This window comes from Mesorhizobium waitakense (assembly GCF_056431085.1).
This window is the reverse complement of record NZ_JBWKME010000094.1, coordinates 62,747-83,038: the sequence shown is the minus strand read 5'-3', so window position 1 is coordinate 83,038 and position 20,292 is coordinate 62,747. Positions and strand designations below refer to the sequence as shown.

Genomic DNA, 20,292 nt, shown 5'->3' with positions numbered 1-20,292 from the left:
ATGCATCAGTCTAAAGCCGTTCGATAAACCCAAGGAGCAAAAAGATGGCCGAAGCTTATGTCTATGACGCTGTGCGCACGCCGCGCGGCAAGGGCAAGAAGGACGGATCGCTGCACGAGGTGCCGGCGGTGCGACTTGCCGCCAAGACGCTCGAAGCATTGCGCGATCGCAACGGGCTCGACACCGGCAATGTCGACGACATCATCTTCGGCTGCGTCGATCCGGTCGGCGAGGCGGGTTCGGTCATTCCGCGCGCCGCTGCCTTCGAGGCCGGCTATGACACCAAGGCGCCTGGCATGCAGATCTCGCGCTTCTGCGCTTCGGGCCTGGACGCCATCAATTTCGGCGGCGCCAAGATCGCGCAGGGCGCCGATGACATCGTCATCGCCGGCGGCGTCGAATCGATGTCGCGGGTCGGCATGGGCGCCTCCGGCGGCGCGTGGTTCATGGATCCTTCGGTTGGCCTGCCCGGCTGGTTCGTACCGCAAGGCATTTCGGCCGACCTGATCGCCACCAAATACGGCTTCTCGCGCGACGACGTCGATGCCTATGCAGTCGAGAGCCAGAAGCGCGCGGCCAAATCCTGGGCCGATGGCCGCTTCAAGAAGTCCGTTATTCCGATCAAGGACCAGAACGGCCTGACCATCCTCGACCACGACGAGCACATGCGCCCGTCGACCGACATGCAGTCGCTGGCCTCGCTCAACCCGTCCTTCGTCATGCCCGGCGAAATGGGGGGGTTCGATGCCGTCGCGGTGCAGAAGCACCCCGAGGTGGAAGAGGTCAACCACGTCCACCATGCCGGCAATTCGTCCGGCATCGTCGATGGCGCCGCCGCTGTTCTGCTCGGCTCGAAGAGGGCCGGCAAGGCGATGGGGCTGAAGCCGCGCGCTCGCATCCGCACCTTCGCCAACATCGGCTCCGAACCGGTGCTGATGCTGACCGGTCCGGTCGACGTCACCGAGAAGCTGTTGAAGCGTGCCAAGATGAAGCTGTCGGATATCGACCTGTTCGAGCTCAACGAGGCCTTCGCCTCGGTGGTGCTGCGCTACATGCAGGCCTTCGATATCGAGCACGACAAGATCAACGTCAATGGCGGCGCCATCGCCATGGGCCATCCGCTCGGTGCGACCGGCGCGATGATCTTCGGCACGGTTCTGGACGAACTCGAGCGCCGCGATCTCAACACCGCGCTGGTGACGCTGTGCATCGGTGCCGGCATGGGCACCGCAACGATTATCGAACGCGTCTGACAGGGGAGAGAAATCATGAGCTACACCAATTTCACCCTCGACATCGACGCCGACGGCATTGCGCTGGTCACCTGGGACATGCCGGGCCGCTCGATGAACGTCTTCACCGAAGAGGCGATGCTGGAACTGAACGCCATCGTCGACGCGGTAGCGGGCGATGCCGCCATCAAGGGCGCGGTGATCACCTCCGGCAAGGACACCTTCTCCGGCGGCGCCGACATCACCTTGCTGCAGAAGATGCTGACCACTTTCGCCACTGAAAAGGACAAGGACGTCGAAAAGGCCACCAAGGCGTTGTTCGACAATGCCGGCACTATGACCGGCCTGTTCCGCAAGCTGGAAACGTCGGGCAAGCCCTGGGTGTCGGCGATCAACGGCACCTGCATGGGCGGCGCCTTCGAATTGTCGCTCGCCTGCCACGGCCGTGTCGCCGCCGATAGCGACAAGGTCAGGATGGCGCTTCCCGAAGTGAAGATCGGCATCTTCCCGGGTGCCGGCGGCACCCAGCGCGTGCCGCGGCTGACCGATCAGCAGCAGGCGCTGCAGATGCTGACCTCCGGCCAGGCGCTGTCGCCGCAGAAGGCCAAGTCGATGGGCCTGATTCATGAGATCGCCGAACCGGCCAAGCTGGTCGACACCGCCAAGGCGATGATCAGGAACGGCCTGAAGCCGGTGGCGCCGTGGGACGAGAAGGGTTTTAAGCTGCCCGGAGGCCAGATCTATTCACCAGCCGGCTTCAATCTGTGGCCGCCGGCCATCGCGATCCTGCGCCGCGAGACCTATGGCAATTATCCAGCTGCCGCCGCGATCCTGAAGTGCGTCTATGAAGGCCTGCTGGTGCCGTTCGACACGGCCCTGCGCATCGAGCAGCGCTATTTCACCGAGATCATGCAGACCCAGGAAGCGGCGGCGATGATCCGCTCGCTGTTCGTGTCGCTGCAGGAACTGAACAAGGGCGCGCGTCGCCCGCCCGGCGTACCGGAAACCAAGTTCAAGAAGATCGGCATTCTCGGCGCCGGCTTCATGGGCGCCGGCATCGCCTATGTCACCGCCAAGGCCGGCATTCCGGTGGTTCTGCTCGACCGCGACATGGATTCGGCCGCTAAGGGCAAGGCACATTCCGACAGCCTGGTCTCGGACCAGGTGAAGAAAGGCCGCGCCAAGCCGGAGGAGAAGGACAAACTTCTGTCGCTGATCACACCTACGGCCGACTATGCCGACCTTGCCGGCTGCGACCTGGTGGTCGAAGCGGTGTTCGAGGATTCCGGCGTCAAGAAGAGCGCTACCGAACAGGCAGAAGTGGTGCTTAAAGCCTCGGCCATCTTCGCCTCCAACACCTCGACCATCCCGATCTCGTCGCTGGCCAAGAACTCGGCGCGGCCGAAGAACTTCATCGGCATCCATTTCTTCTCGCCGGTCGACAGGATGATGCTGGTCGAGATCATTTTGGGCAAGAAGACCGGCGACAAGGCGCTCGCGACAGCCATCGATTTCGTCCGCGCCATCAAGAAGACGCCGATCGTCGTCAACGACACGCGCGGCTTCTACGTCAACCGCTGCGTGCTGCGTTACATGTCGGAAGCCTACAAAATGCTGATCGAAGGCGTGCCTGCACCCATGATCGAGAATGCGGCGAAAGCCGCCGGCATGCCGGTCGGCCCGCTGGCCCTGACCGACGAGACGGCCATCGACCTCGCGCAGAAAATCATGAAGCAGACCATGCGCGATCTCGGCGACACCGCCGTCGACCAGAAGCAAATGGCGCTGATCAACACCATGGTCGACGATCATGGCCGCTTCGGCCGCAAGAACGGCAAGGGTTTTTACGACTATCCCGCCAAGCCGGCCAAGAAGAAGCTGTGGCCGGGCCTCAAGGACCTCTATCCGCAGCTTGCGGCCGAGAAGGTCGATTATGAAGAGCTGCAGCAGCGGCTGCTGGTCACCATCGCGCTGGAAGCGGCCCGGGTGATGGAAGAGGGCATCGTCACCGACCCGCGCGAGGCCGATGTCGGCTCGATCCTGGCCTTCGGCTTCGCGCCCTACACCGGCGGTGCGCTGTCCTATATCGACGGCATCGGCGCCAAGGCATTCGTCAAGATCGCCAAGAAGCTGCAGAAGAAATACGGCGCCGAATTCAAGGCGCCCAAGCTGTTGCTCGATATGGCCGAAAAGGGCGAGACCTTTTATGAGCGCTTCAATCCTTACGCCGGTGACGTGAAGCAGGCAGCCTGACGCCGGCCGATCTATATCTGGGCGCGACGGCAGCGCTGCGCGTCCTTCAGCGACGCAAACGACGCTTGTCGCCCCTTTAATTTGCGCATGATGGCCACGGCACGTAGCTGTGGCCAGCGCGCTTCAGCTTTCCCATGCGGTCCGTCGGTGATAAATTAGCTTTTGCTAACCTAAAGTTGGCAGAAGGACGTAATCGTCATGCGTATGATGCTGAGAGTTTCCATCCCGGCCGAGGAAGGCAACAAGGCGATCAAGAACGGCAGCATGGCCAAGTTCATCGAGCACACCTTGTCCGACCTCAACCCGGAGGCCGCCTATTTCACCGCCGACGGTGGCCGGCGAACGGCCTATCTCGTCGTGGAGGTAAAGGACAGTTCGGATATGCCCTATGTCGCCGAGCGGTTCTTCTTCGCCTTCAATGCCAGCGTCGAGTTGATCCCGGTGATGAACGCCGAGGAACTCAGGAAGGGCTTGCCCAGGGCGATGGCGGCGATGGCCGGATAGGTTCATCGGCGACCATTGATGTCCGATCACTGAACCGCGCGGCGCTGTCGCGGCGGCACACAGTTTTGTCGGCGATCCGCTGGCTGCGCCCGGTGGACATGGCGGCGGTTGCGCGTTAGACAGGAAGAGGCATTTTTTCCTGTTTCGAGGGAGAGCGAGCTTGCTCTCGCATGACCGTGTCTGGGCTGCCATCGATGCTCTCGCCGAGCGCTATTCGCTGTCGGCTTCGGGGCTGGCCCGGCGCGCGGGGCTCGATTCGACGGCCTTCAACAAGTCGAAACGTCTGTCGTCGGATGGCCGGCCGCGCTGGCCGTCGACCGAATCGCTTGCCAAGATCATCGAGGCGACAGGGGCTACGCTCGACGAATTCACCGGCCTGATCGAGGGCAGGGCCGCGTCAGCCCAGGAAGCACGGGTAGCCCACAGGCGCTCGGTGCCGTTGCTCGGCTTTGCCCAGGCCGGCGCCGGCGGCTTCTTCGACGATGCCGGCTTTCCGGCCGGGCAGGGCTGGGACCTGGTCGAACTGCCGGCGCAATCGACGGAGAGCTCCTATGCGCTGAAGGTGCAAGGTGATTCCATGCTGCCGCTCTACCGCGATGGCGACGTCCTCATCGTCGAGCCGGGCGCCATCACCCGCAAGGGCGATCGTGTCGTCGTCAAGACCACCGCCGGCGAAGTGATGGCCAAGGTGCTCGAGCGCCAGACCGTCAAGTCGATTGCACTGGTCTCGCTCAATCCCGATCATCCGGACCGCGACATTCCCATGCGCGATGTCGAATGGGTGGCGCGGATTGTCTGGGCAAGCCAGTAGGTCCGGCTGGTGCGGCTCCCTCATCTTGTCCTGGCGGTTCTGATGGTCCCGGCGATGGCGGCAATGGTCGTCGCTGGCGGTCGCACGCTGAAGGGAAGTGCAGGCGTAGTCACGGTGGATCAGGTCGATCCGGGCGCCGACACGATCTCGCAGGAGGGCGCCGAGACCGTGCTCGCAGAGCCGGCGACATCCGCCATAACCGCTTCGCAGCCGCCCAAGCCGGCGCCACATTCGAGGGCGACCGATCCTGAAATTATCGCGCCACCGGAACTGCCCGCCGAGGGGCTTGAGCGTGTCGAGCCGCGCGAGCCGTTGAGCAAGCTGGCGCTGGCGGTGCCGCCCAGGCCGAAAATGCCCGACGACTGGAACGGAACAAAGCTGTTCCAGCCGGTCGCGCAGGCCGCCGGCCTGATCGAGGCCAAGGGCTATTCGGTCGCGGTGTCGGGCATCGACATCGTCACGCAGGACGAGACCTGCAGCGATGACGGCAAAGCCTGGCCGTGCGGCATCCGGGCGCGAACGGCGTTCCGCGCCTTCCTGCGTGGCCGCGCGGTGGTCTGCACCGTGCCGCCCGAGGGCGGTCGCGACCTGATCGCCGCCGAATGCCGGATCGGCAAGCAGGACGTCGGTCAATGGCTGGTCGAAAACGGCTGGGCTCGGGCCGCCAAGGGTGGGCCTTATGTCGAGGCCGGCGACAAGGCGCGCACGGCGAAGAAGGGCATTTTCGGATCGGCGCCCAACCTTTCCGGCATGCCTGCGATGCCGGCCGCACCGAGCCCTGCGCCTCAGGCGCCGAGCTCGATCCTGGAAGAGGTCGACGGCGTGCTTAAGCCAGCTGACCAGCCAGCGCCCGCTGAATAAGCGCCCGCGTCTCGGCAATGCCATAGAGTGCGGCGAACGAGCCGAAGCGCGGGCCGCGCTCCTGGCCGATCAGCACCTGGTAGATCATCTGGAAGAAGGCGCCCGATACGCCGGGGCCACCTTCCGGGCTCTGCTTGGAGTGATCCTGATAGCGTTCGATCCTGCGTGCGACATTGAGCGAAGCGTTCTGGATGGCTTCGCCGTTGGCGTCTGCCGGCAGCGCACCAAGCGCCGTGTCGAGGGCTGCCAGCGCCTCGCGCTCGACCTCGTCGGCCGGGCGGAAGGTTTTCGTCGGCTTCACGAAATCGTCGAAATAGCGGATCGCATGGCCGACCAGCTGGTCGAGCTCGGGATGCGTCTTTGGCGTCACCCCCGCGGTATGGCGCGAAATGAAGCCCCACAGCACATCCTTGTTCTGCGCGTTGGAAGCGCTGACCAGATTGAGCAGCAGCGAGAACGGCACCGGCATGTCGATGACCGGCGGGTTGCCGTCATGCATATGCCAGACCGGGTTGCCCAGCCGTTCCTTCCAGTCCTGCCGCGGGTAAGCTGCGAGGAAGGTGTAATACTCGTCTACCGCCCTCGGGATGACATCGAAATACAGCTTCTTGGCCTGCCGCGGCCGCTGGTACATGTAAAGCCCGAGGCTCTCGGTCGGCGCATAGGTCAGCCACTCGTCGATGGTCAGCCCGTTGCCCTTCGACTTCGAGATCTTCTGGCCATTCTCGTCGAGGAACAGCTCATAGACGAAATGCTCTGGAGCACGCCCACCCAGGATGTTGCAGATGCGGTCATAGACCACCGCATTGGTCTGGTGGTCCTTGCCGAACATTTCGAAATCGACGCCGAGCGCTGCCCAGCGCATGCCGAAATCCGGCTTCCACTGCAACTTCACCCTGCCGCCGGTGATCGAAAGCGTGGTCTCGGTGCCTTCATCGTCGAAGGTGATGGTGCCGGCCTTGGCGTCTACATGCTTCATTGGCACGTAAAGCACGCGGCCGCTTTTCGGCGAAATCGGCAGGAACGGGCTGTAGGTCGCCTGCCGTTCGGAGCCGAGCGTTGGCAGCATCACCGCCATGATCTGGTCATAGCGTTCGGCGGCACGCAGCAGCATCGCGTCGAAGCGGCCCGACTTGTAATATTGCGTCGCGCTGGCGAACTCGTAGTCGAAGCCGAACGTGTCCAGGAAGCGGCAAAGCATCGCGTTGTTGTGATCGGCAAAGCTCGCATAATCGTCGCCGAACGGATTGGGCACCGACGACAACGGCTTGTGCAAATGTGGCTCCAGCGCTGCGCGATCCGGCACGTTGTCGGGGATCTTGCGCATGCCGTCCATGTCGTCGGAAAAGCACAGCAGCTTGGTCGCAACCTTGTCCTGCGTCAGGACGCGGAAGGCGTGCCGCACCATCGTCGTGCGCGCCACCTCGCCGAACGTGCCGATATGCGGCAGCCCGGACGGTCCGTAGCCGGTCTCGAACAGGATGGTTTCAGGAAAGTCGGTGCCTTTGTAGCGTTCGATGATCTTCTTGGCTTCCTCGAACGGCCATGCCTTGCTCTCGGTCGCGGCCGCCAGCAGCTCGGGATTGAGATCGAAGATGTTTGATCCCGCCATGTCACAGTTTTCCAAATAAATCGCCGGTGTTGCCCGGAGCAGGGGTTTTCAACCGGTCTCTAGGCGTGCGTGGCCGGAGCGTCAACGCGTGCAGCGCTTTTTCCTTGCGGTGCAGATACCGCTTTCCTACCTTCGGAGCCCATTCAAGGAGTACAGAATGCCGTTGCCGACGCCGCATGAAGCGCTGATCTACCTGATGGTCATCACCTCGGCTTCCGATCGCGACATGACCGATGTCGAACTGGCCCGGATCGGCGACGTCGTCCGCTCCTGGCCGGTGTTCGAGGATTTCAACCACGACCGGCTGGTCGGCGTCGCCCAGGCTTGCCAGAAGATGCTGAATGAAAAGGACGGCCTGGAAGGCGTTCTTGCGCGGGTCGCCGGGGCGCTGCCCGAGCGCTTGCACGACACCGCCTATGCCGCCGCCTTCGAGGTGGCCGCCGTCGATCTCGAAATGCGCATGGAAGAAGTCCGGGTGCTGCAGCTCATCCGGCGTCAGCTCGACCTCGACACCTTGACGGTCGCCGCCATCGGTCGTGCCGCCAAGGCGAGGCTGCGCACCCTGACTTAGGGCGCTGCCTTTCGGTTGGCTAGACTAGAAAAAGCTGACCGGGAAATAGCGCAGATAGAATTCGGCGAACGTGCCTTTCATCGAGATCTCCTGCAGCGCGTAGTCGAACGCGGCGGCCAGTGCGGGGTCGTCCGCCCTGGTGGCGATGGCCATGCCAGACCCCAGATATTCGGGCGCCAGATAGGGACCGCCGGCAAAGCGGCAGCAGCCGGCCGCATCCGAGCCGCCCAGCCAGAAGGCCAGCCGCATGCCGTCGCCGAAGGCGGCGTCGAGCTTGCCGGCCTTGAGATCGGCATAGAGTTCTTCCGGCCTGTCGAAGGGGACGATCTGAACGGTGTTGAAATAGTCGCGCAGCATGCGCTCATGCGCCGAGCCGGCGAGCACGCCGACACGCTTGCCACGCAATTTGTCGAAGACCGGTTCGCTCAGATCTTTGCTCTTCTGCGTGACGAAGCGGGCCGGGAACTGCAGGTAGGAGCGTGAGAAGGCATAGGTCGAGCGCGATTCGGCCGTTGCGGCGATGCCGGCGATGATCGCTTCGCCCTCGCCTTTCTGCAGCGCGCCTTCGAGCTCTGCCCAGGGCAGGGCCTGGATCTGGCATTTGTCGACAATACCAAGCTCGGCGCAGATGGCGCGCGCCAGATCGATATGGAAACCGGACAGTTTTCCCGAGCCGTCAAGGAAATTGAAGGGTGGAAAATCCGTGGTCGTCAGGAAGCGCAGCCGGGGCAGTGCCGAAAGGTCCGGTTTCGGCAGCCGCTCCTTGGCATCCCACAGCACCGGCACCTGCGGCTCAGCGGCGCGCGCGGTACCGGCGACCGACAGCGCTGCGATCAGCAGCGACGCAAGAGCCAAAAACCTCCACTGGAACGCCAAGATAAGACTCCCCCGCAGTCGTGTTGGCAGGTTTTGGTACGAATATGACAAAGGCACAATGCTTTTTGATTTCAACGCGTCGATTTCAGGATATGCTTTAGGGAGTTTGCAAATAGCAGTGGCTGCCTTGGTTGGGGGACCAAGGTGAGAACCACGACCGGAAACATGCGGTTTGCAATCCGTGGTCGGTGGTGAAGTGCAAACGAAGCACGCATCATTGGTCGCAATGCATGAGGCAACATAGGGTTGATGTTGCGATGGGTCAGTTCGATCGCACGCTGGAATTCATAGACCAACTGCAGCACGCCGGAACGGCGGCGGCAGTCTGCGAAACGTTGCTGGGTGTAACGTCGGATTTCGGGCTCACCGCACTGATGGCGGGAACCGTGCCGCAGCCGGGCACGCCAAGCGGCCAGCAAAAGCAGCATGTGCTTCTGTGCGACTGGCCTGTTGAATGGCTGGAGCGCTATGTGGCGCGCAACTATGTCGATCACGACCCGGTCGTCAGCCACATGAAACAGCTGCAGGCGCCGTTCCAGTGGCGCGAAGCCTCACAGGGCGCCCGAATCGACAAGAGCAGCGGCGAAGTGATGGGCGATGCCGGCGCGTTCAAGTTGCGCGACGGACTGGCCTTTCCGCTGATCACGCTCGACGGCCAGATCGTCATGGTGTCGCTGGGCGGCGAGGCAGTCGAATTGTCGGCGGCCGATTTCGGCCTGGTGTCGCTGGTGTCGACCTATGCGGTCGGCCGCGCCATGCAGCTCCACACGATGGCGAGCAACACCATCGATCACATCGTACTGACGCCGCGCGAACGCGAATGCCTGCAATGGGCCGCCGTTGGCAAGTCCGAGTGGGAGATTTCGCAAATCCTCGGCATCTCCGAACACACCTCCGAGAAACATCTTCTTAACGCCAAAAGCAAACTTGGTGCCGTCAACCGGGTTCAGGCGGTCGCCGAAGCGATAAGGCGGGGCTACATTAGTTAGGTCGGCCGTGCCGGCCTAGCAATTCTAGCCTACGCGATCACGCAATTTTCTCATCGAAGCACGGCCGTATCTTCCTCTGAAACCAGGAGATGACGGAATGCTTTTTTCTCTCACAACCCAAGAATTGATGGAACGCCCGGACCTTTGGGAGGCGGTCCATCGCTTGCGCTACAAGATATTCGTCGAGGAGATGGGATGGGAGGACCTCAGGCGCCCCGACGGGCTAGAATGCGACCAGTTCGATCATGACGAGGCCGTCCATCAAATCGTCATCAGGGGCAGTGAAGTCGCGGGCTACCAGAGGCTTTTGCCGACCACGCGGGGACATCTGCTGACCGAGGTGCTGACCGACCTCTTTGAAGGAACGCCGCCCTCCGGACCCAACATCTACGAGTTGACCCGCTATGCGGTCGCTCCAGGTTACCGCGATGGCCGTCGCGGCGTGTCAACCGTCGGCACCGAGCTGATCGCTGGCTTCGTCGAGTGGGGACTGAAGCGCAACGTCAACCAGGTGATCATCGAGTTCGAGCCGATGTGGGTGCTGCGCGCATTGCAGCTGCATTTCCTGGCGACCCCGCTGGGCTATCAGCGCACCTATGGCAACCAGCAGGTCGTAGCCACCTTGCTTACCTTCAACGAGCACACGCTCGATGTGGTGCGTTCGCGCCGCAATCATTTTGCTCCCGTGCTGACCAGGGGATACCCCGACATGCTCGGCCAAAGGCGTGCGTCGTGAAATCGGAGACAGTCATGAGCCCCCATCCGCAACCAGAACTCCGCAACCACACGCTAATGGTCACCGTATCGTCGAATGACGGACGGCCGGTGCTGGACAGAAGAGCCTATGAAAGCCTGGCGAAGACCTTCCATGAAGCCGCCGACAATGAGGAGGTGCGCGTCGTCGTGCTGCGCGGCCTGTCGGGATGCTTCTGTCTCGGCGGCGATTTCTCCGAATTCCTCGACGCCACCAAGCACCAGAAACTGATCGCCGCCGTCACCGATCTGTTTCGCACGCTGGCGACGTTTCCCAAGCCCATCCTAGCCTGCGTCGATGGCGATGCCGTCGGCGTCGGCTGCACGATCCTATTCCATTGCGACATGGTGATCGCGTCCGATCAAAGCACGTTCCGGGTGCCGTTCGTCGATTTTGGCCTGGTCCCGGATGCCGCGACCAGCATCCTGGCGCCGCAGAAACTCGGCTACGCCGGTGCTTTCCGCTTCTTCTGCCTCGGCGACACACTTCGCGCCGAGGATGCCAGGGCGCTCGGCCTCGTCGCCGAGATCGTGCCGGGCGGCAGCGTCGAGGGCGCGGCCCTTGGCCGGGCGAGACAACTTGTCAAGAAGCCGGTCGCCGCCTTGCTGCAGACGCGGGGCCTGCTCAAGGGCAACACCAGCGCGCTGTGCGACCGTATCGATCAGGAGATTTCGCTTTTCCAGCAGGCGCTGCAGGACGACACCACGCTGCGGCGATTGCAGCGCATAGCCCGGCTGGTGGCTTGAACGGTCTGACAGAAAGGCGTCGATGACGAACGCGCCGCGCGGCCTCTGGCTGCGCGGCGCAAAAGACGTCAGTCTTGCTTTCCCAGAAACGAAGGGCCTTCGCCGATGATTTTCTTGTCTTCCTTGCCGATGATGTCGAGATCGCGCCCGTCATAGGGCAGCGACAGGAGGATGCGCCGAATGACCCCGAGCCGCGCGCGCCGCTTGTCATTGGCCCGTATGATGATCCACGGCGCGAATTCTTTGTGGGTGCGCTCGAACATGGTGTCGCGGACCTTGGTGTAGTCGTCCCACTTGGTGATCCCGGCAACGTCGATCGGCGAAAACTTCCAGCTTTTCAGCGGGCTGAAGCGGCGATCGTGAAAGCGCTCGAGCTGCGTCTCCTGCCCGATGTTCAGCCAGAATTTGAAGAAGTGGATGCCCTCATTGGCGATCATCCGTTCGAAATGCGGTGTCTCGTCGAGAAACTGCTCGTGCTGCTGCGGCGTACAAAAACCCATCACCGGCTCGACGCCGGCGCGGTTGTACCAGGAGCGGTCGAAGGTGAGGAACTCGCCCGATGTCGGAAAATGGTCGACATAGCGCTGGAAGTACCACTGCCCCTGCTCTGTCGGGGCCGGCTTGGTCAGCGCCACGTTGCGCGCGGTACGAGGGTTCAGGTACTGGCGCAGCACGAAGATCGTGCCGCCCTTGCCGGCGGCGTCGCGGCCCTCGAACAGCGCCATCACCCGTTTTCCCGTCGACTGCAGCCACGCCTGCGCCTTGACCAGCTCGATCTGCAATTTCTCGAGCGTCTCGTCATACTCCTCGCTTTTCATCTTCTTGTCGTAGGGGTAACCGCCGGCGGTCAGCTTGTTGTCCTCGACCCAGTCGGGAAGCACGGGATTTTCAATATCGAACTCCCGCTCCTTGCCGCCGATCCTGATCTTCAGCGGACCCGAAGTCGGCACGGCGGGAGTTTCCTTGGCTTTTTTCATCGAGACGAACCCTTTTCTGCTTCCGGACTCATGCTATTGGGAGCCACTACAGCACTTTTGATTTTGCGCATGATCCTTTCAGAAAATCGATTCCGATTTTCTGGGTCATGCGTTAGACCGGTCCCGCGGAAGTTTCCGTCGCCGGTCGACCGGGTGCGAGGCAAGGGGTGCGGGCGCGCGAGCGAATGGCTGACCTGGACGCAGAGCAGAGAGGCATGGCGCAAGGCCTGGCCGTCCGGCTGTGGAACAGCCGCTGGCTGCTGCTCGCCGGCGTCGTCGCGATTCTCGGCGTGTATGCCTTGGCCGCGATATCCGGCTTTGTCGTCCTTGCGGCGCTGGCGCTGCTGCTCGCAGCGGCAATGCTGCCGGTCACAGGCACGCGCCAATCGGCCGAGAGTGCCGCGGCGATCGAGGCAATCGGCCTGCAACGGCTCTCCGGCGAATATCTTGCGGCCGCCGTCGCCGACCCGCTGATCATCTTCGATCGGACCGCCACCATCGTCCACGCCAATGCCGCCGCCTTCGCCGCCTTCGGCGGGATCGCGCCCGGCCTGTCGCTGTCGCTGAAATTTCGGGCGCCGGAAATGCAGGCTCTGCTGGACGGCGTGCTGTCGGGCGATGTCGCCTCTGACGTCGTCGACTATACGGAGAAGCTGCCGGTCGAACGGGCTTACCGGGTGAGTGCCTCCTCGGTCGGCCACGGCACCGATCTCTATGTGCTGGTGTTCAAGGACCAGAGCGAAGCGCGCAGGATCGACCGCATGCGCGCCGATTTCATAGCCAATGCCAGCCACGAACTGCGCACGCCGCTCGCCTCGATCTCCGGCTTTATCGAAACGCTGCGCGGACCGGCCCGCAACGACCCGGCGGCGCGCGACCAGTTCCTGCAGATCATGCAGAGCCAGACCGGGCGCATGGCGCGCCTGATCGATGATTTGTTGTCGCTGTCGCGGCTCGAGATGAAGCCCTATCTGAAGCCGGGAACCGAGGTCGACCTGCGTGAGACGGTCGATAGCGTCATCGATTCGCTCGGACCGCTGGCCAGGGAAAACAGCGTTATCGTCGAACGGGATTACGCCGACGGCCCGCTTGATGTGCCGGGGGATCGCGACGAGCTCTTCCAGGTTTTCGAGAACCTCCTGGAAAACGCCTGCAAGTACGGGCAGTCGGGCGGCCGCGTGGTGGTGTCGATCGCGCGCGGCGATCCCGGCTCGGAGCCAGGCATCGACGTGACCATCAGGGACTTTGGCCCCGGCATTCCCGAGGAACACATTCCGCGCATCACCGAGCGCTTCTATCGCGTCGATGTCGAGACCAGCCGCACCCAGAAGGGAACCGGCCTCGGTCTGTCGATCGTCAAGCATATCCTGACACGCCACAATGGCCGGCTTTCGATCAAGTCCGAGTTCGGCAAGGGCGCTGCCTTCTCGGTTCATTTGCCGACGCACTGATACTGCCCTAGTTCTCCACGGGACCGTTTCTTTTTTCTGTCATCCGGCTAGCGTATCAGCGGGGATTCGAGGAAACGACTCAAAACAAGACACCCGTGGGAAGGCATTTCGCCATGCAGTCCGTGCATATCATGAGCGCCTATGACGAGGAGCTGAAATATCTGTCGAAGCGCATCGCGGCGATGGGCGGCCATGCCGAGCGTATGGTCGAACAGGCGGTTGCCGCCCTCGTCAATGCCGACCCCGGCCTCGCCCAGAAGGTCATCCGCGACGATGCAGTGCTCGATGAAGGGCAACGCGAAATCGACGACAAGGCGATCATCATCATCGCCAAGCGCCAGCCGATGGCGACGGACCTGCGCGAGATCGTCGGCGCCATCCGCATTTCCGCCGACCTCGAACGGGTCGGTGACCTCGGCAAGAACGTTGCCAAGCGGGTGGGCGCCGTCATCGACGGACGCCAGCCGACTAGCCTGTTCCGCGGCCTCGAGGCCCTGGCCAACCTGGCGCTCACCCAGCTCAAGGAAGTGCTCGACGTCTACGCATCGCGCTCGGTCGACAAGATCGGCTTCGTGCGCGACCGCGACGACCAGATCGACGCCATGTACACGTCGCTGTTCCGCGAATTGCTGACCTACATGATGGAAGATCCGCGCAACATCACGCCTTGCACGCATCTGCTGTTTTGCGCCAAAAACATCGAGCGCATCGGCGATCACGCCACCAACATCGCCGAGACCATCTACTACATCGTCACCGGCGAGCAGATGCCGGCCGAGCGGCCGAAGGGCGACAAGACCGACAAGATCAGCCTTTCCGCGACGCCTCCGGTTAATTGAACGGTCGCACTCTCGAACCATCATCCGAATTGCGCTAGACTTTCCGGGCTTTCCTGTATCCTCGTCCGTGGATTTGCTTCGGGAGGTTGTGATGGAAAATGTTCGGAACCTGACTCCGGCGCCTGCGCCGACCTCCGGCATTATCGCTTGCGGCGTCTACACGGCTGGGCGTCGCATCGCCGACATTCCCATCGAGGAAGCCGGCGAATGGGCAAAAAAAACCGGTCATGTCGTCTGGATTGGCCTGCTCGAGCCCGACCGCAACCTGCTGCTTCGCGTCCAGGCACAGTTTCACCTGCATGAACTGGCGATCGAGGATGCCGAGCACCCGCACCAGCGGCCGAAGATCGAGCAGTATGGCGACGCCTTGTTCATCGTCGCTCGAACCGCACAGCTGATCGACGGACGGGTCACCTTCGGCGAGACCCATTTGTTCGTCGGCAGCGGCTACATCGTCAGCGTCAGGCATGGCCCGTCCACCTCCTATGCCGCCGTTCGTCAGCATTGGGAAAGCTGCCCGCATTCGTTGGCCAAGGGCGAGGATTTCGTCCTCTACGCCATTCTCGATTTCATCGTCGACAATTACATGCCGGTCCTTGAGCAGATCGAGGACGAGGTCGAGGTGATCGAGGACAGGGTTCTGTTGAAGCCGATGACCGGTCCCGACATCGAGCGGCTCTATATGCTGCGCCGCGATCTTTTGCGTCTGCGCAATGCGGCACTGCCGCTGGTTGAGGTTTGTCGCCGGCTGACCAGTGCCGACCTGCCGCAGATCCACACGGCCATGCATCCGCTGTTTCGTGACGTGACCGACCATATCCGGACCGTGCAGGAAAAGATCGACAGTCTGCGCGAGGTATTGGCGTTTGCTTTCGAGGCCAGCCTTCTGGTCGGCCAGAGCCAGGAAACGGCGATCTCCAAGAAGCTCGCCTCCTGGGCCGCCATCTTGGCGGTGCCGACGGCATTCGCCGGCATTTACGGCATGAATTTCAGCGACATGCCGGAACTGAAGATGGAATACGGCTACCCGGTGGTGCTGGCCACGATCGCGCTGATCTGCTCGTTTCTCTACTGGCGCTTTCGCAAGAATGGCTGGCTGTGAAAGAAAGCGAATAGCGAACAGGGAGTAGCGAATAGGGGAAAACTGGATTGCCTCCTCGCGGACGCTCAATCAGTTCCTATTCGCTCAGCGACTCCGCCGCCGCTCCGATGCCGGCTGGAACGCCACGCGGGCGTGGTACTTGCAGTAGGGGCCGGTTTCGGCGGCCTCGTTGCCGCAGAAATTGAAGTCCTCCGAAAGCGGATCGCCGTTCGGCCATTTGCAGGTCCGCTCGGTCAGCTCGACGAGCTGCAGATGCCGTGAGATCGGCACCACGACATTCTCGACCGGGCGGATGTAGTGGCGTGCCACCGGTTCGGCGTCGAACTGCGTCTGCAATGCCGTTGCGCCGATCGATGTCGTGACATGACGGACCGTGCTTGCGGCGCGCGACACCGATTTCTGAACGGTCGATCCCTGCGCCGCCTTCTTCTGGCGTGCCGGCGTGGCTGTCGACCGCCCGCGGCCCGACAGTTTCAGCCGGTGCACCTTACCGATGACCGCATTGCGGCTGACCCCCCCAAGCTGCGCAGCAATCTGGCTTGCGCTCAGACCCTCGGACCACAGTTTTCTGAGAAGTTCTACCCGCTCGTCAGTCCAGTTCATGAGACCGCTCCTGCTAAGCGTGCGGCAATCGGAATCCACTCCCGGCCCGGCAACATTTGCCGGGGCAGACACCACATATATCTGGTGATTAGGTCCGCCGCACGAAATCTAGTTATTTCTTGACTACAACTACTCTATGCGCTGACTCGGTGACAAGAGTCCCAAGTGCAACACGAATCGGTTTTTTAGGTTTTCCCCAACTTGCCCGGTCGCTCGTGAGCCGGCGTTGCGTCGGAGGGCTTGCCGCGGGGCACTACGCGACGTTTTCGTTGACTTCATGGCCGAAAAACCCGATAAGCCTCACAGGCCGCCGCTTTGGCGGCTTTTTTGATTTTCCGGTACCGGAGACGCATATAATGAGCGGTTCGGCGCTTTACGAGACCTTTGCTCGCGCACCCCTGGCCTTCGACCATGGGGAAGGCACCTGGCTGGTTACCGACAAGGGCGAGCGATATCTCGATTTCGCCGGCGGCATCGCCGTCAATTCGCTGGGCCACAGCCATCCGCATCTGGTCGCCGCACTCACCGAGCAAGCCGCAAAGCTTTGGCATGTCTCCAATCTCTACGAGATTCCGGGCCAAAGCCGGCTCGGCGAGCGGCTGGTGGACGCCACCTTCGCCGACAAGGTGTTCTTCACCAACTCCGGCGCCGAGGCGCTGGAATGCGCGATCAAGACGGCGCGGCGCTACCATTTCGTCAAGGGCCATCCCGAACGCTTCCGCGTCATCACCTTCGAGGGCGCCTTCCATGGCCGCACGCTGGCGACTATCGCTGCGGGCGGTCAGTACAAGTACCTTGAAGGGTTTGGCCCCAAGGTCGAGGGCTTCGACCAGGTCGGCTTCGATGACATCGATGCGGCCGAAAAGGCGATCACGCAGGAGACCGCGGCGATCCTGATCGAGCCGGTACAGGGCGAGGGCGGCATCCGACCGGTGCCGACGCAGTCGTTGAAGCGGCTCAGGCAGTTGTGCGAACAGCACGGCCTGCTGCTGATCTACGACGAGGTCCAGTGCGGCATCGGCCGGACCGGCAAGCTGTTCGCTCATGAATGGTCCGGCGTCACTCCCGACATCATGGCGATCGCCAAGGGCATTGGCGGCGGCTTCCCGATGGGCGCCTGCCTTGCCACCGATGAAGCGGCCATTGGCATGACGTCCGGTGTGCATGGCACCACTTTCGGCGGCAACCCGCTGGCCATGGCGGTCGGCAACGCGGTGCTCGACGTGGTGCTGGAGGACGGCTTCCTCGAAGATGTCCAGCGCAAGGCGCTGCTGATGAAGCAGGGGCTGGCTGCGGTCGCCGACGAGTTTCCCGAGGTCATCGAGGACATCAGGGGCACCGGGCTGATGCTCGGCCTCAAATGCGCCATGCCCAACACCAAGGTGAACATGGCATTGCGCGACCAGCACCTGCTGGCGGTTCCGGCCGGCGACAACGTCATTCGCCTGTTGCCGCCGCTCACCGTCACCGATGCCGAGATCCACGACGCGCTCAACCGCATCCGCGCCGGCGCCAAGGGACTGGCGGAGGCGATCGCCGCCGCCGCCGCGAAGTAATCCCGGAACCATTGCTGATGTCAGTTCGCCATTTCACCGATCTTTCCGCCGTTTCCGAAGGCGATCTGCGCTTCATGCTTGACGATGCGGTGGTGCGAAAGGCTCGTCTCAAGGCCGGCGAGCGGACCAGGCCGCTTGAAGGCAAGGTGCTGGCGATGATCTTCGACAAGCCTTCGACGCGCACCCGCGTGTCCTTCGACGTCGGCATGCGCCAGCTCGGCGGCGAAACCATCATGCTGACCGGCACCGAGATGCAGCTCGGCCGCTCCGAGACCATTGCCGACACCGCCAAGGTGCTGTCGCGCTACGTCGACGCGATCATGATCCGCACCACCTCGCATGAGCGGCTGCTCGAACTGACCGAGAATGCCACCGTTCCGGTCATCAATGGACTGACCGACGACACCCATCCCTGCCAGCTGATGGCCGATATCATGACCTTCGAGGAGCATCGCGGTCCGGTTGCCGGCAAGACCATCGCCTGGACCGGCGACGGCAACAATGTGCTGCATTCGCTGCTCGAGGCCTCGGCGCGGTTCCGCTTCAACCTCAACGTCGCCGTGCCCGAAGGCAGCGAGCCGGAGCAGAAGCATATCGACTGGTCGCAGGCGCATGGTGGCAAGCTGCACTTCACCCGCTCGCCCGAGGAAGCCGTCGACCAGGCCGACTGCGTCGTCACCGATTGCTGGGTGTCGATGGGCCAGGAGCATCGCGCCCGCGGCCACAACGTGTTCTCGCCCTACCAGGTCAATGCCAAGCTGATGGCGAAGGCCAAGCCGGAGGCGCTGTTCATGCACTGCCTGCCGGCGCACCGCGGCGAGGAAGTGACCGACGAGGTCATTGACGGGCCGCATTCGGTGGTCTTCGACGAGGCCGAGAACCGGCTCCATGCCCAGAAGGCCGTGCTCGCCTGGTGTCTCGGCGCTTGATCTCTGGGGGTGTGATGCCTATCTGCGCCGCATCACGCAAATCAAGCGCGTTTCGAAGCATGCGCCCTCCAGGGCGGCATGGCCGCGCCCTGGAGCATTGTCATGTTGGAAACCTATCAAGTGACTGAACATCACCCCAAACTCGGCGAATTCGGCTACGCCGGCGACGATCACGTCGTGCCCTTCGAGGTCGGCCCGCTCGACGTGCGCGGCCGCACCGTCCAGCTCGGGCCGATGCTCGACGCCATCCTCAGCCGTCACGACTATCCCGAGCCGGTCGCCCGCCTGCTGGCGGAAGCCTGCGTGCTGACGGTGCTGCTCGGCACCTCGCTGAAGTTCGAGGGCAAGTTCATTCTGCAGACCCGCACCGACGGGCCGGTCGACATGCTGGTGGCGGATTTTTCCACGCCCTCGGCACTGCGCGCCTATGCCCGCTTCGATGCCGACCGGCTGGAGGCGCTGGTCGCGGCCGGCGAAACGTCTCAGCAGACGCTGCTCGGCAGCGGCGTGCTGGCGCTGACCATCGACCAGGGTGCTCACACGCAGCGCTATCAGGGTATCGTCAAGCTCGATGGCGAAACGCTGGAAGAGGCGGCTCGCACCTATTTCCGCCAGTCGGAGCAGATTCCGACCGATATCAGGCTTTCGGTGGCCAAGCTGCTGACGCCTGGCGTCGGTGGCGCTCGCGAGCAGTGGCGTGCCGGTGGCATCCTGGCGCAGTTCCTGCCGCAGTCGCCCGAGCGCATGCGCGTTCCGGACCTGCCGGGCGGCGATGGCGATCCGCGCGAGGAGATCCACGATCCGGCCGACAATTCCTGGCAGGAGCTGCTGGCATTGCTCGGCACCATCGAGCCGACCGAACTGATCGACCCGACGATCGGCGCCGAGCGGCTCCTGTACAGGCTGTTCCACGAGCATGGCGTGCGCGTCTTCGGCGGCGTACCGGTCGCCGACCAGTGCTCATGCTCGAGGGACAAGATCCGTGGCATCCTCGAGGGCTTCTCGGCGCAGGAGATCAAGGACAGCACCGAAGACGGCGGCATCCACGTCGCCTGCGAATTCTGCTCGAAGCAATATGACTTCGATCCGGCGGAATTTGCGGCGGCCCAGTAGAGAACGCGCCTCACCGGCTGCGGCCGGTGAGGCGAAGCTAATTCATCGTCCGCCGCGTCCCCGGCAGATCGAGTGAGAAGGCGGGGATGGCGATGTCGAACGTCTCGCCCCGCTTGTTGCGCATCGTGTAGTGCCCGACCATGATGCCGGACGGTGTCGAAAGCGGGCAACCGGACGTGTATTGATAGCTGTCGCCGGGGTTGAGTTCGGGCTGGTCGCCGACGACACCTGGACCGCGCACCTCCTCGACCCGGCCGGTGCCGTCGGTGATGTGCCAATAGCGCGACAACAACTGCACGAACTCATCCGACTGGTTGTCGATCGTTATCTGATAGCCCCAGACATAGCGGTTCTCCGACGGATCCGAGCGGTCCTCCAGATAGAACGGCCTGACCTGCACTTCGATGTTGCGCGTCACGGCGCGGTACATAAGCGGCTCCAAAACAATCCAGGTCGAACTGTCCTCGCTCCGAGCGAGCAGGTCAACGTGCGCGTCTTGTCGCGCCCGGCCTG

General features: G+C 62.8%; 20 protein-coding genes. 15 read left to right on the top strand and 5 right to left on the bottom strand.

Annotated features, from left to right (window positions below; genetic code table 11):
• The first annotated feature begins 44 nt into the window (after window positions 1-44).
• From AC07FD_RS20435 to AC07FD_RS20415, 5 genes are all read left to right on the top strand, one after another.
• Entirely contained in the window at window positions 45-1,253 is a 1,209-nt protein-coding gene (locus tag AC07FD_RS20435; RefSeq protein ID WP_478351315.1) for an acetyl-CoA C-acetyltransferase, read from the top strand.
• Between the two features lie 15 nt (window positions 1,254-1,268).
• Entirely contained in the window at window positions 1,269-3,485 is a 2,217-nt protein-coding gene (locus tag AC07FD_RS20430; protein WP_478351314.1) for a 3-hydroxyacyl-CoA dehydrogenase NAD-binding domain-containing protein, read from the top strand.
• 198 nt (window positions 3,486-3,683) lie between these two features.
• Window positions 3,684-3,989: a hypothetical protein gene (locus tag AC07FD_RS20425; protein ID WP_478351313.1), complete on the top strand. Its 306-nt coding sequence runs from the start codon at window positions 3,684-3,686 to the stop codon at window positions 3,987-3,989.
• A 160-nt stretch (window positions 3,990-4,149) separates the two neighbouring features.
• Window positions 4,150-4,800: a S24 family peptidase gene (locus AC07FD_RS20420; RefSeq protein ID WP_478351312.1), complete on the top strand. Its 651-nt coding sequence runs from the start codon at window positions 4,150-4,152 to the stop codon at window positions 4,798-4,800.
• A 9-nt stretch (window positions 4,801-4,809) separates the two neighbouring features.
• Window positions 4,810-5,661, top strand: coding sequence for a thermonuclease family protein (locus AC07FD_RS20415; protein ID WP_478351311.1), 852 nt, complete (start codon window positions 4,810-4,812; stop codon window positions 5,659-5,661).
• On the opposite strand, the gene AC07FD_RS20410 is transcribed toward AC07FD_RS20415, so the two are convergent.
• Window positions 5,627-7,273: a lysine--tRNA ligase gene (locus tag AC07FD_RS20410; RefSeq protein ID WP_478351310.1), complete on the bottom strand. Its 1,647-nt coding sequence runs from the start codon at window positions 7,271-7,273 to the stop codon at window positions 5,627-5,629. The two genes, AC07FD_RS20415 and AC07FD_RS20410, sit on opposite strands and share 35 nt — an antisense overlap.
• Window positions 7,274-7,430: 157 nt before the next feature.
• Between AC07FD_RS20410 and AC07FD_RS20405 the strand changes: the two genes are divergently transcribed.
• Complete coding sequence (locus AC07FD_RS20405) at window positions 7,431-7,844, top strand: tellurite resistance TerB family protein (RefSeq protein ID WP_478351309.1); 414 nt, start codon at window positions 7,431-7,433, stop codon at window positions 7,842-7,844.
• 24 nt (window positions 7,845-7,868) lie between these two features.
• Here the strand turns inward: AC07FD_RS20405 and AC07FD_RS20400 are convergent, their stop codons facing one another.
• Window positions 7,869-8,720 carry a transporter substrate-binding domain-containing protein gene (locus AC07FD_RS20400; protein WP_478351308.1) on the bottom strand — a complete coding sequence of 284 codons (852 nt, stop codon included), beginning with the start codon at window positions 8,718-8,720 and terminating at the stop codon, window positions 7,869-7,871.
• A gap of 257 nt (window positions 8,721-8,977) precedes the next feature.
• On the opposite strand from AC07FD_RS20400, the gene AC07FD_RS20395 reads away from it, so the two are divergent.
• From AC07FD_RS20395 to AC07FD_RS20385, 3 genes are all read left to right on the top strand, one after another.
• Window positions 8,978-9,709, top strand: coding sequence for a helix-turn-helix transcriptional regulator (locus AC07FD_RS20395; RefSeq protein ID WP_095082317.1), 732 nt, complete (start codon window positions 8,978-8,980; stop codon window positions 9,707-9,709).
• 97 nt (window positions 9,710-9,806) lie between these two features.
• Complete coding sequence (locus tag AC07FD_RS20390; protein WP_095082315.1) at window positions 9,807-10,445, top strand: acyl-homoserine-lactone synthase; 639 nt, start codon at window positions 9,807-9,809, stop codon at window positions 10,443-10,445.
• A gap of 14 nt (window positions 10,446-10,459) precedes the next feature.
• Window positions 10,460-11,209: an enoyl-CoA hydratase-related protein gene (locus AC07FD_RS20385; protein ID WP_478351307.1), complete on the top strand. Its 750-nt coding sequence runs from the start codon at window positions 10,460-10,462 to the stop codon at window positions 11,207-11,209.
• 68 nt (window positions 11,210-11,277) lie between these two features.
• Here the strand turns inward: AC07FD_RS20385 and ppk2 are convergent, their stop codons facing one another.
• Window positions 11,278-12,186 (bottom strand): polyphosphate kinase 2, encoded by a 909-nt coding sequence (gene ppk2 / locus AC07FD_RS20380; RefSeq protein ID WP_478351306.1) that lies wholly within the window; start codon window positions 12,184-12,186, stop codon window positions 11,278-11,280.
• A gap of 185 nt (window positions 12,187-12,371) precedes the next feature.
• Here ppk2 and AC07FD_RS20375 point away from each other — a divergent pair, with 185 nt between their 5' ends.
• The 3 genes from AC07FD_RS20375 (at window position 12,372) to AC07FD_RS20365 (ending at window position 15,578) form a co-directional block, all read left to right on the top strand.
• Window positions 12,372-13,637 (top strand): sensor histidine kinase, encoded by a 1,266-nt coding sequence (locus AC07FD_RS20375; protein ID WP_478351305.1) that lies wholly within the window; start codon window positions 12,372-12,374, stop codon window positions 13,635-13,637.
• Window positions 13,638-13,750: 113 nt separating this feature from the next.
• Window positions 13,751-14,476 carry a phosphate signaling complex protein PhoU gene (phoU, locus tag AC07FD_RS20370; protein ID WP_478351304.1) on the top strand — a complete coding sequence of 242 codons (726 nt, stop codon included), beginning with the start codon at window positions 13,751-13,753 and terminating at the stop codon, window positions 14,474-14,476.
• A gap of 91 nt (window positions 14,477-14,567) precedes the next feature.
• Window positions 14,568-15,578 carry a magnesium and cobalt transport protein CorA gene (locus tag AC07FD_RS20365; protein WP_184877679.1) on the top strand — a complete coding sequence of 337 codons (1,011 nt, stop codon included), beginning with the start codon at window positions 14,568-14,570 and terminating at the stop codon, window positions 15,576-15,578.
• Window positions 15,579-15,662: 84 nt separating this feature from the next.
• On the opposite strand, the gene AC07FD_RS20360 is transcribed toward AC07FD_RS20365, so the two are convergent.
• Entirely contained in the window at window positions 15,663-16,181 is a 519-nt protein-coding gene (locus AC07FD_RS20360) for a GcrA family cell cycle regulator (protein ID WP_457152058.1), read from the bottom strand.
• A 356-nt stretch (window positions 16,182-16,537) separates the two neighbouring features.
• On the opposite strand from AC07FD_RS20360, the gene AC07FD_RS20355 reads away from it, so the two are divergent.
• From AC07FD_RS20355 to AC07FD_RS20345, 3 genes are all read left to right on the top strand, one after another.
• Window positions 16,538-17,737 (top strand): acetylornithine transaminase, encoded by a 1,200-nt coding sequence (locus AC07FD_RS20355; protein ID WP_478351303.1) that lies wholly within the window; start codon window positions 16,538-16,540, stop codon window positions 17,735-17,737.
• A 17-nt stretch (window positions 17,738-17,754) separates the two neighbouring features.
• Window positions 17,755-18,666: an ornithine carbamoyltransferase gene (argF, locus tag AC07FD_RS20350; protein ID WP_457152060.1), complete on the top strand. Its 912-nt coding sequence runs from the start codon at window positions 17,755-17,757 to the stop codon at window positions 18,664-18,666.
• 78 nt (window positions 18,667-18,744) lie between these two features.
• Window positions 18,745-19,779: an Hsp33 family molecular chaperone gene (locus tag AC07FD_RS20345; RefSeq protein WP_478351302.1), complete on the top strand. Its 1,035-nt coding sequence runs from the start codon at window positions 18,745-18,747 to the stop codon at window positions 19,777-19,779.
• A 37-nt stretch (window positions 19,780-19,816) separates the two neighbouring features.
• Here AC07FD_RS20345 and apaG read toward each other — a convergent pair whose 3' ends face one another.
• The gene (gene apaG / locus AC07FD_RS20340) at window positions 19,817-20,209 is read right to left on the bottom strand and encodes a Co2+/Mg2+ efflux protein ApaG (RefSeq protein WP_478351301.1); all 393 of its coding nucleotides are present in this window, start codon (window positions 20,207-20,209) and stop codon (window positions 19,817-19,819) included.
• Between the last annotated feature and the right edge of the window lie 83 nt (window positions 20,210-20,292).

Bases quoted from the DNA above. Each gene is read 5' to 3' on its own strand.
- AC07FD_RS20375 (WP_478351305.1), top strand. From the start codon at position 12,372: ATGGCTGACCTGGACGCAGAGCAGAGAGGCATGGCGCAAGGCCTGGCC.
- AC07FD_RS20410 (WP_478351310.1), bottom strand. From the start codon at position 7,273: ATGGCGGGATCAAACATCTTCGATCTCAATCCCGAGCTGCTGGCGGCC.
- ppk2 (WP_478351306.1), bottom strand. From the start codon at position 12,186: ATGAAAAAAGCCAAGGAAACTCCCGCCGTGCCGACTTCGGGTCCGCTG.
- AC07FD_RS20345 (WP_478351302.1), top strand. From the start codon at position 18,745: ATGGCCGCGCCCTGGAGCATTGTCATGTTGGAAACCTATCAAGTGACT.
- AC07FD_RS20360 (WP_457152058.1), bottom strand. From the start codon at position 16,181: ATGAACTGGACTGACGAGCGGGTAGAACTTCTCAGAAAACTGTGGTCC.
- AC07FD_RS20390 (WP_095082315.1), top strand. From the start codon at position 9,807: ATGCTTTTTTCTCTCACAACCCAAGAATTGATGGAACGCCCGGACCTT.
- AC07FD_RS20435 (WP_478351315.1), top strand. From the start codon at position 45: ATGGCCGAAGCTTATGTCTATGACGCTGTGCGCACGCCGCGCGGCAAG.
- argF (WP_457152060.1), top strand. From the start codon at position 17,755: ATGTCAGTTCGCCATTTCACCGATCTTTCCGCCGTTTCCGAAGGCGAT.
- phoU (WP_478351304.1), top strand. From the start codon at position 13,751: ATGCAGTCCGTGCATATCATGAGCGCCTATGACGAGGAGCTGAAATAT.
- AC07FD_RS20425 (WP_478351313.1), top strand. From the start codon at position 3,684: ATGCGTATGATGCTGAGAGTTTCCATCCCGGCCGAGGAAGGCAACAAG.
- AC07FD_RS20430 (WP_478351314.1), top strand. From the start codon at position 1,269: ATGAGCTACACCAATTTCACCCTCGACATCGACGCCGACGGCATTGCG.
- AC07FD_RS20385 (WP_478351307.1), top strand. From the start codon at position 10,460: ATGAGCCCCCATCCGCAACCAGAACTCCGCAACCACACGCTAATGGTC.
- AC07FD_RS20355 (WP_478351303.1), top strand. From the start codon at position 16,538: ATGAGCGGTTCGGCGCTTTACGAGACCTTTGCTCGCGCACCCCTGGCC.
- AC07FD_RS20365 (WP_184877679.1), top strand. From the start codon at position 14,568: ATGGAAAATGTTCGGAACCTGACTCCGGCGCCTGCGCCGACCTCCGGC.
- apaG (WP_478351301.1), bottom strand. From the start codon at position 20,209: ATGTACCGCGCCGTGACGCGCAACATCGAAGTGCAGGTCAGGCCGTTC.
- AC07FD_RS20395 (WP_095082317.1), top strand. From the start codon at position 8,978: ATGGGTCAGTTCGATCGCACGCTGGAATTCATAGACCAACTGCAGCAC.
- AC07FD_RS20405 (WP_478351309.1), top strand. From the start codon at position 7,431: ATGCCGTTGCCGACGCCGCATGAAGCGCTGATCTACCTGATGGTCATC.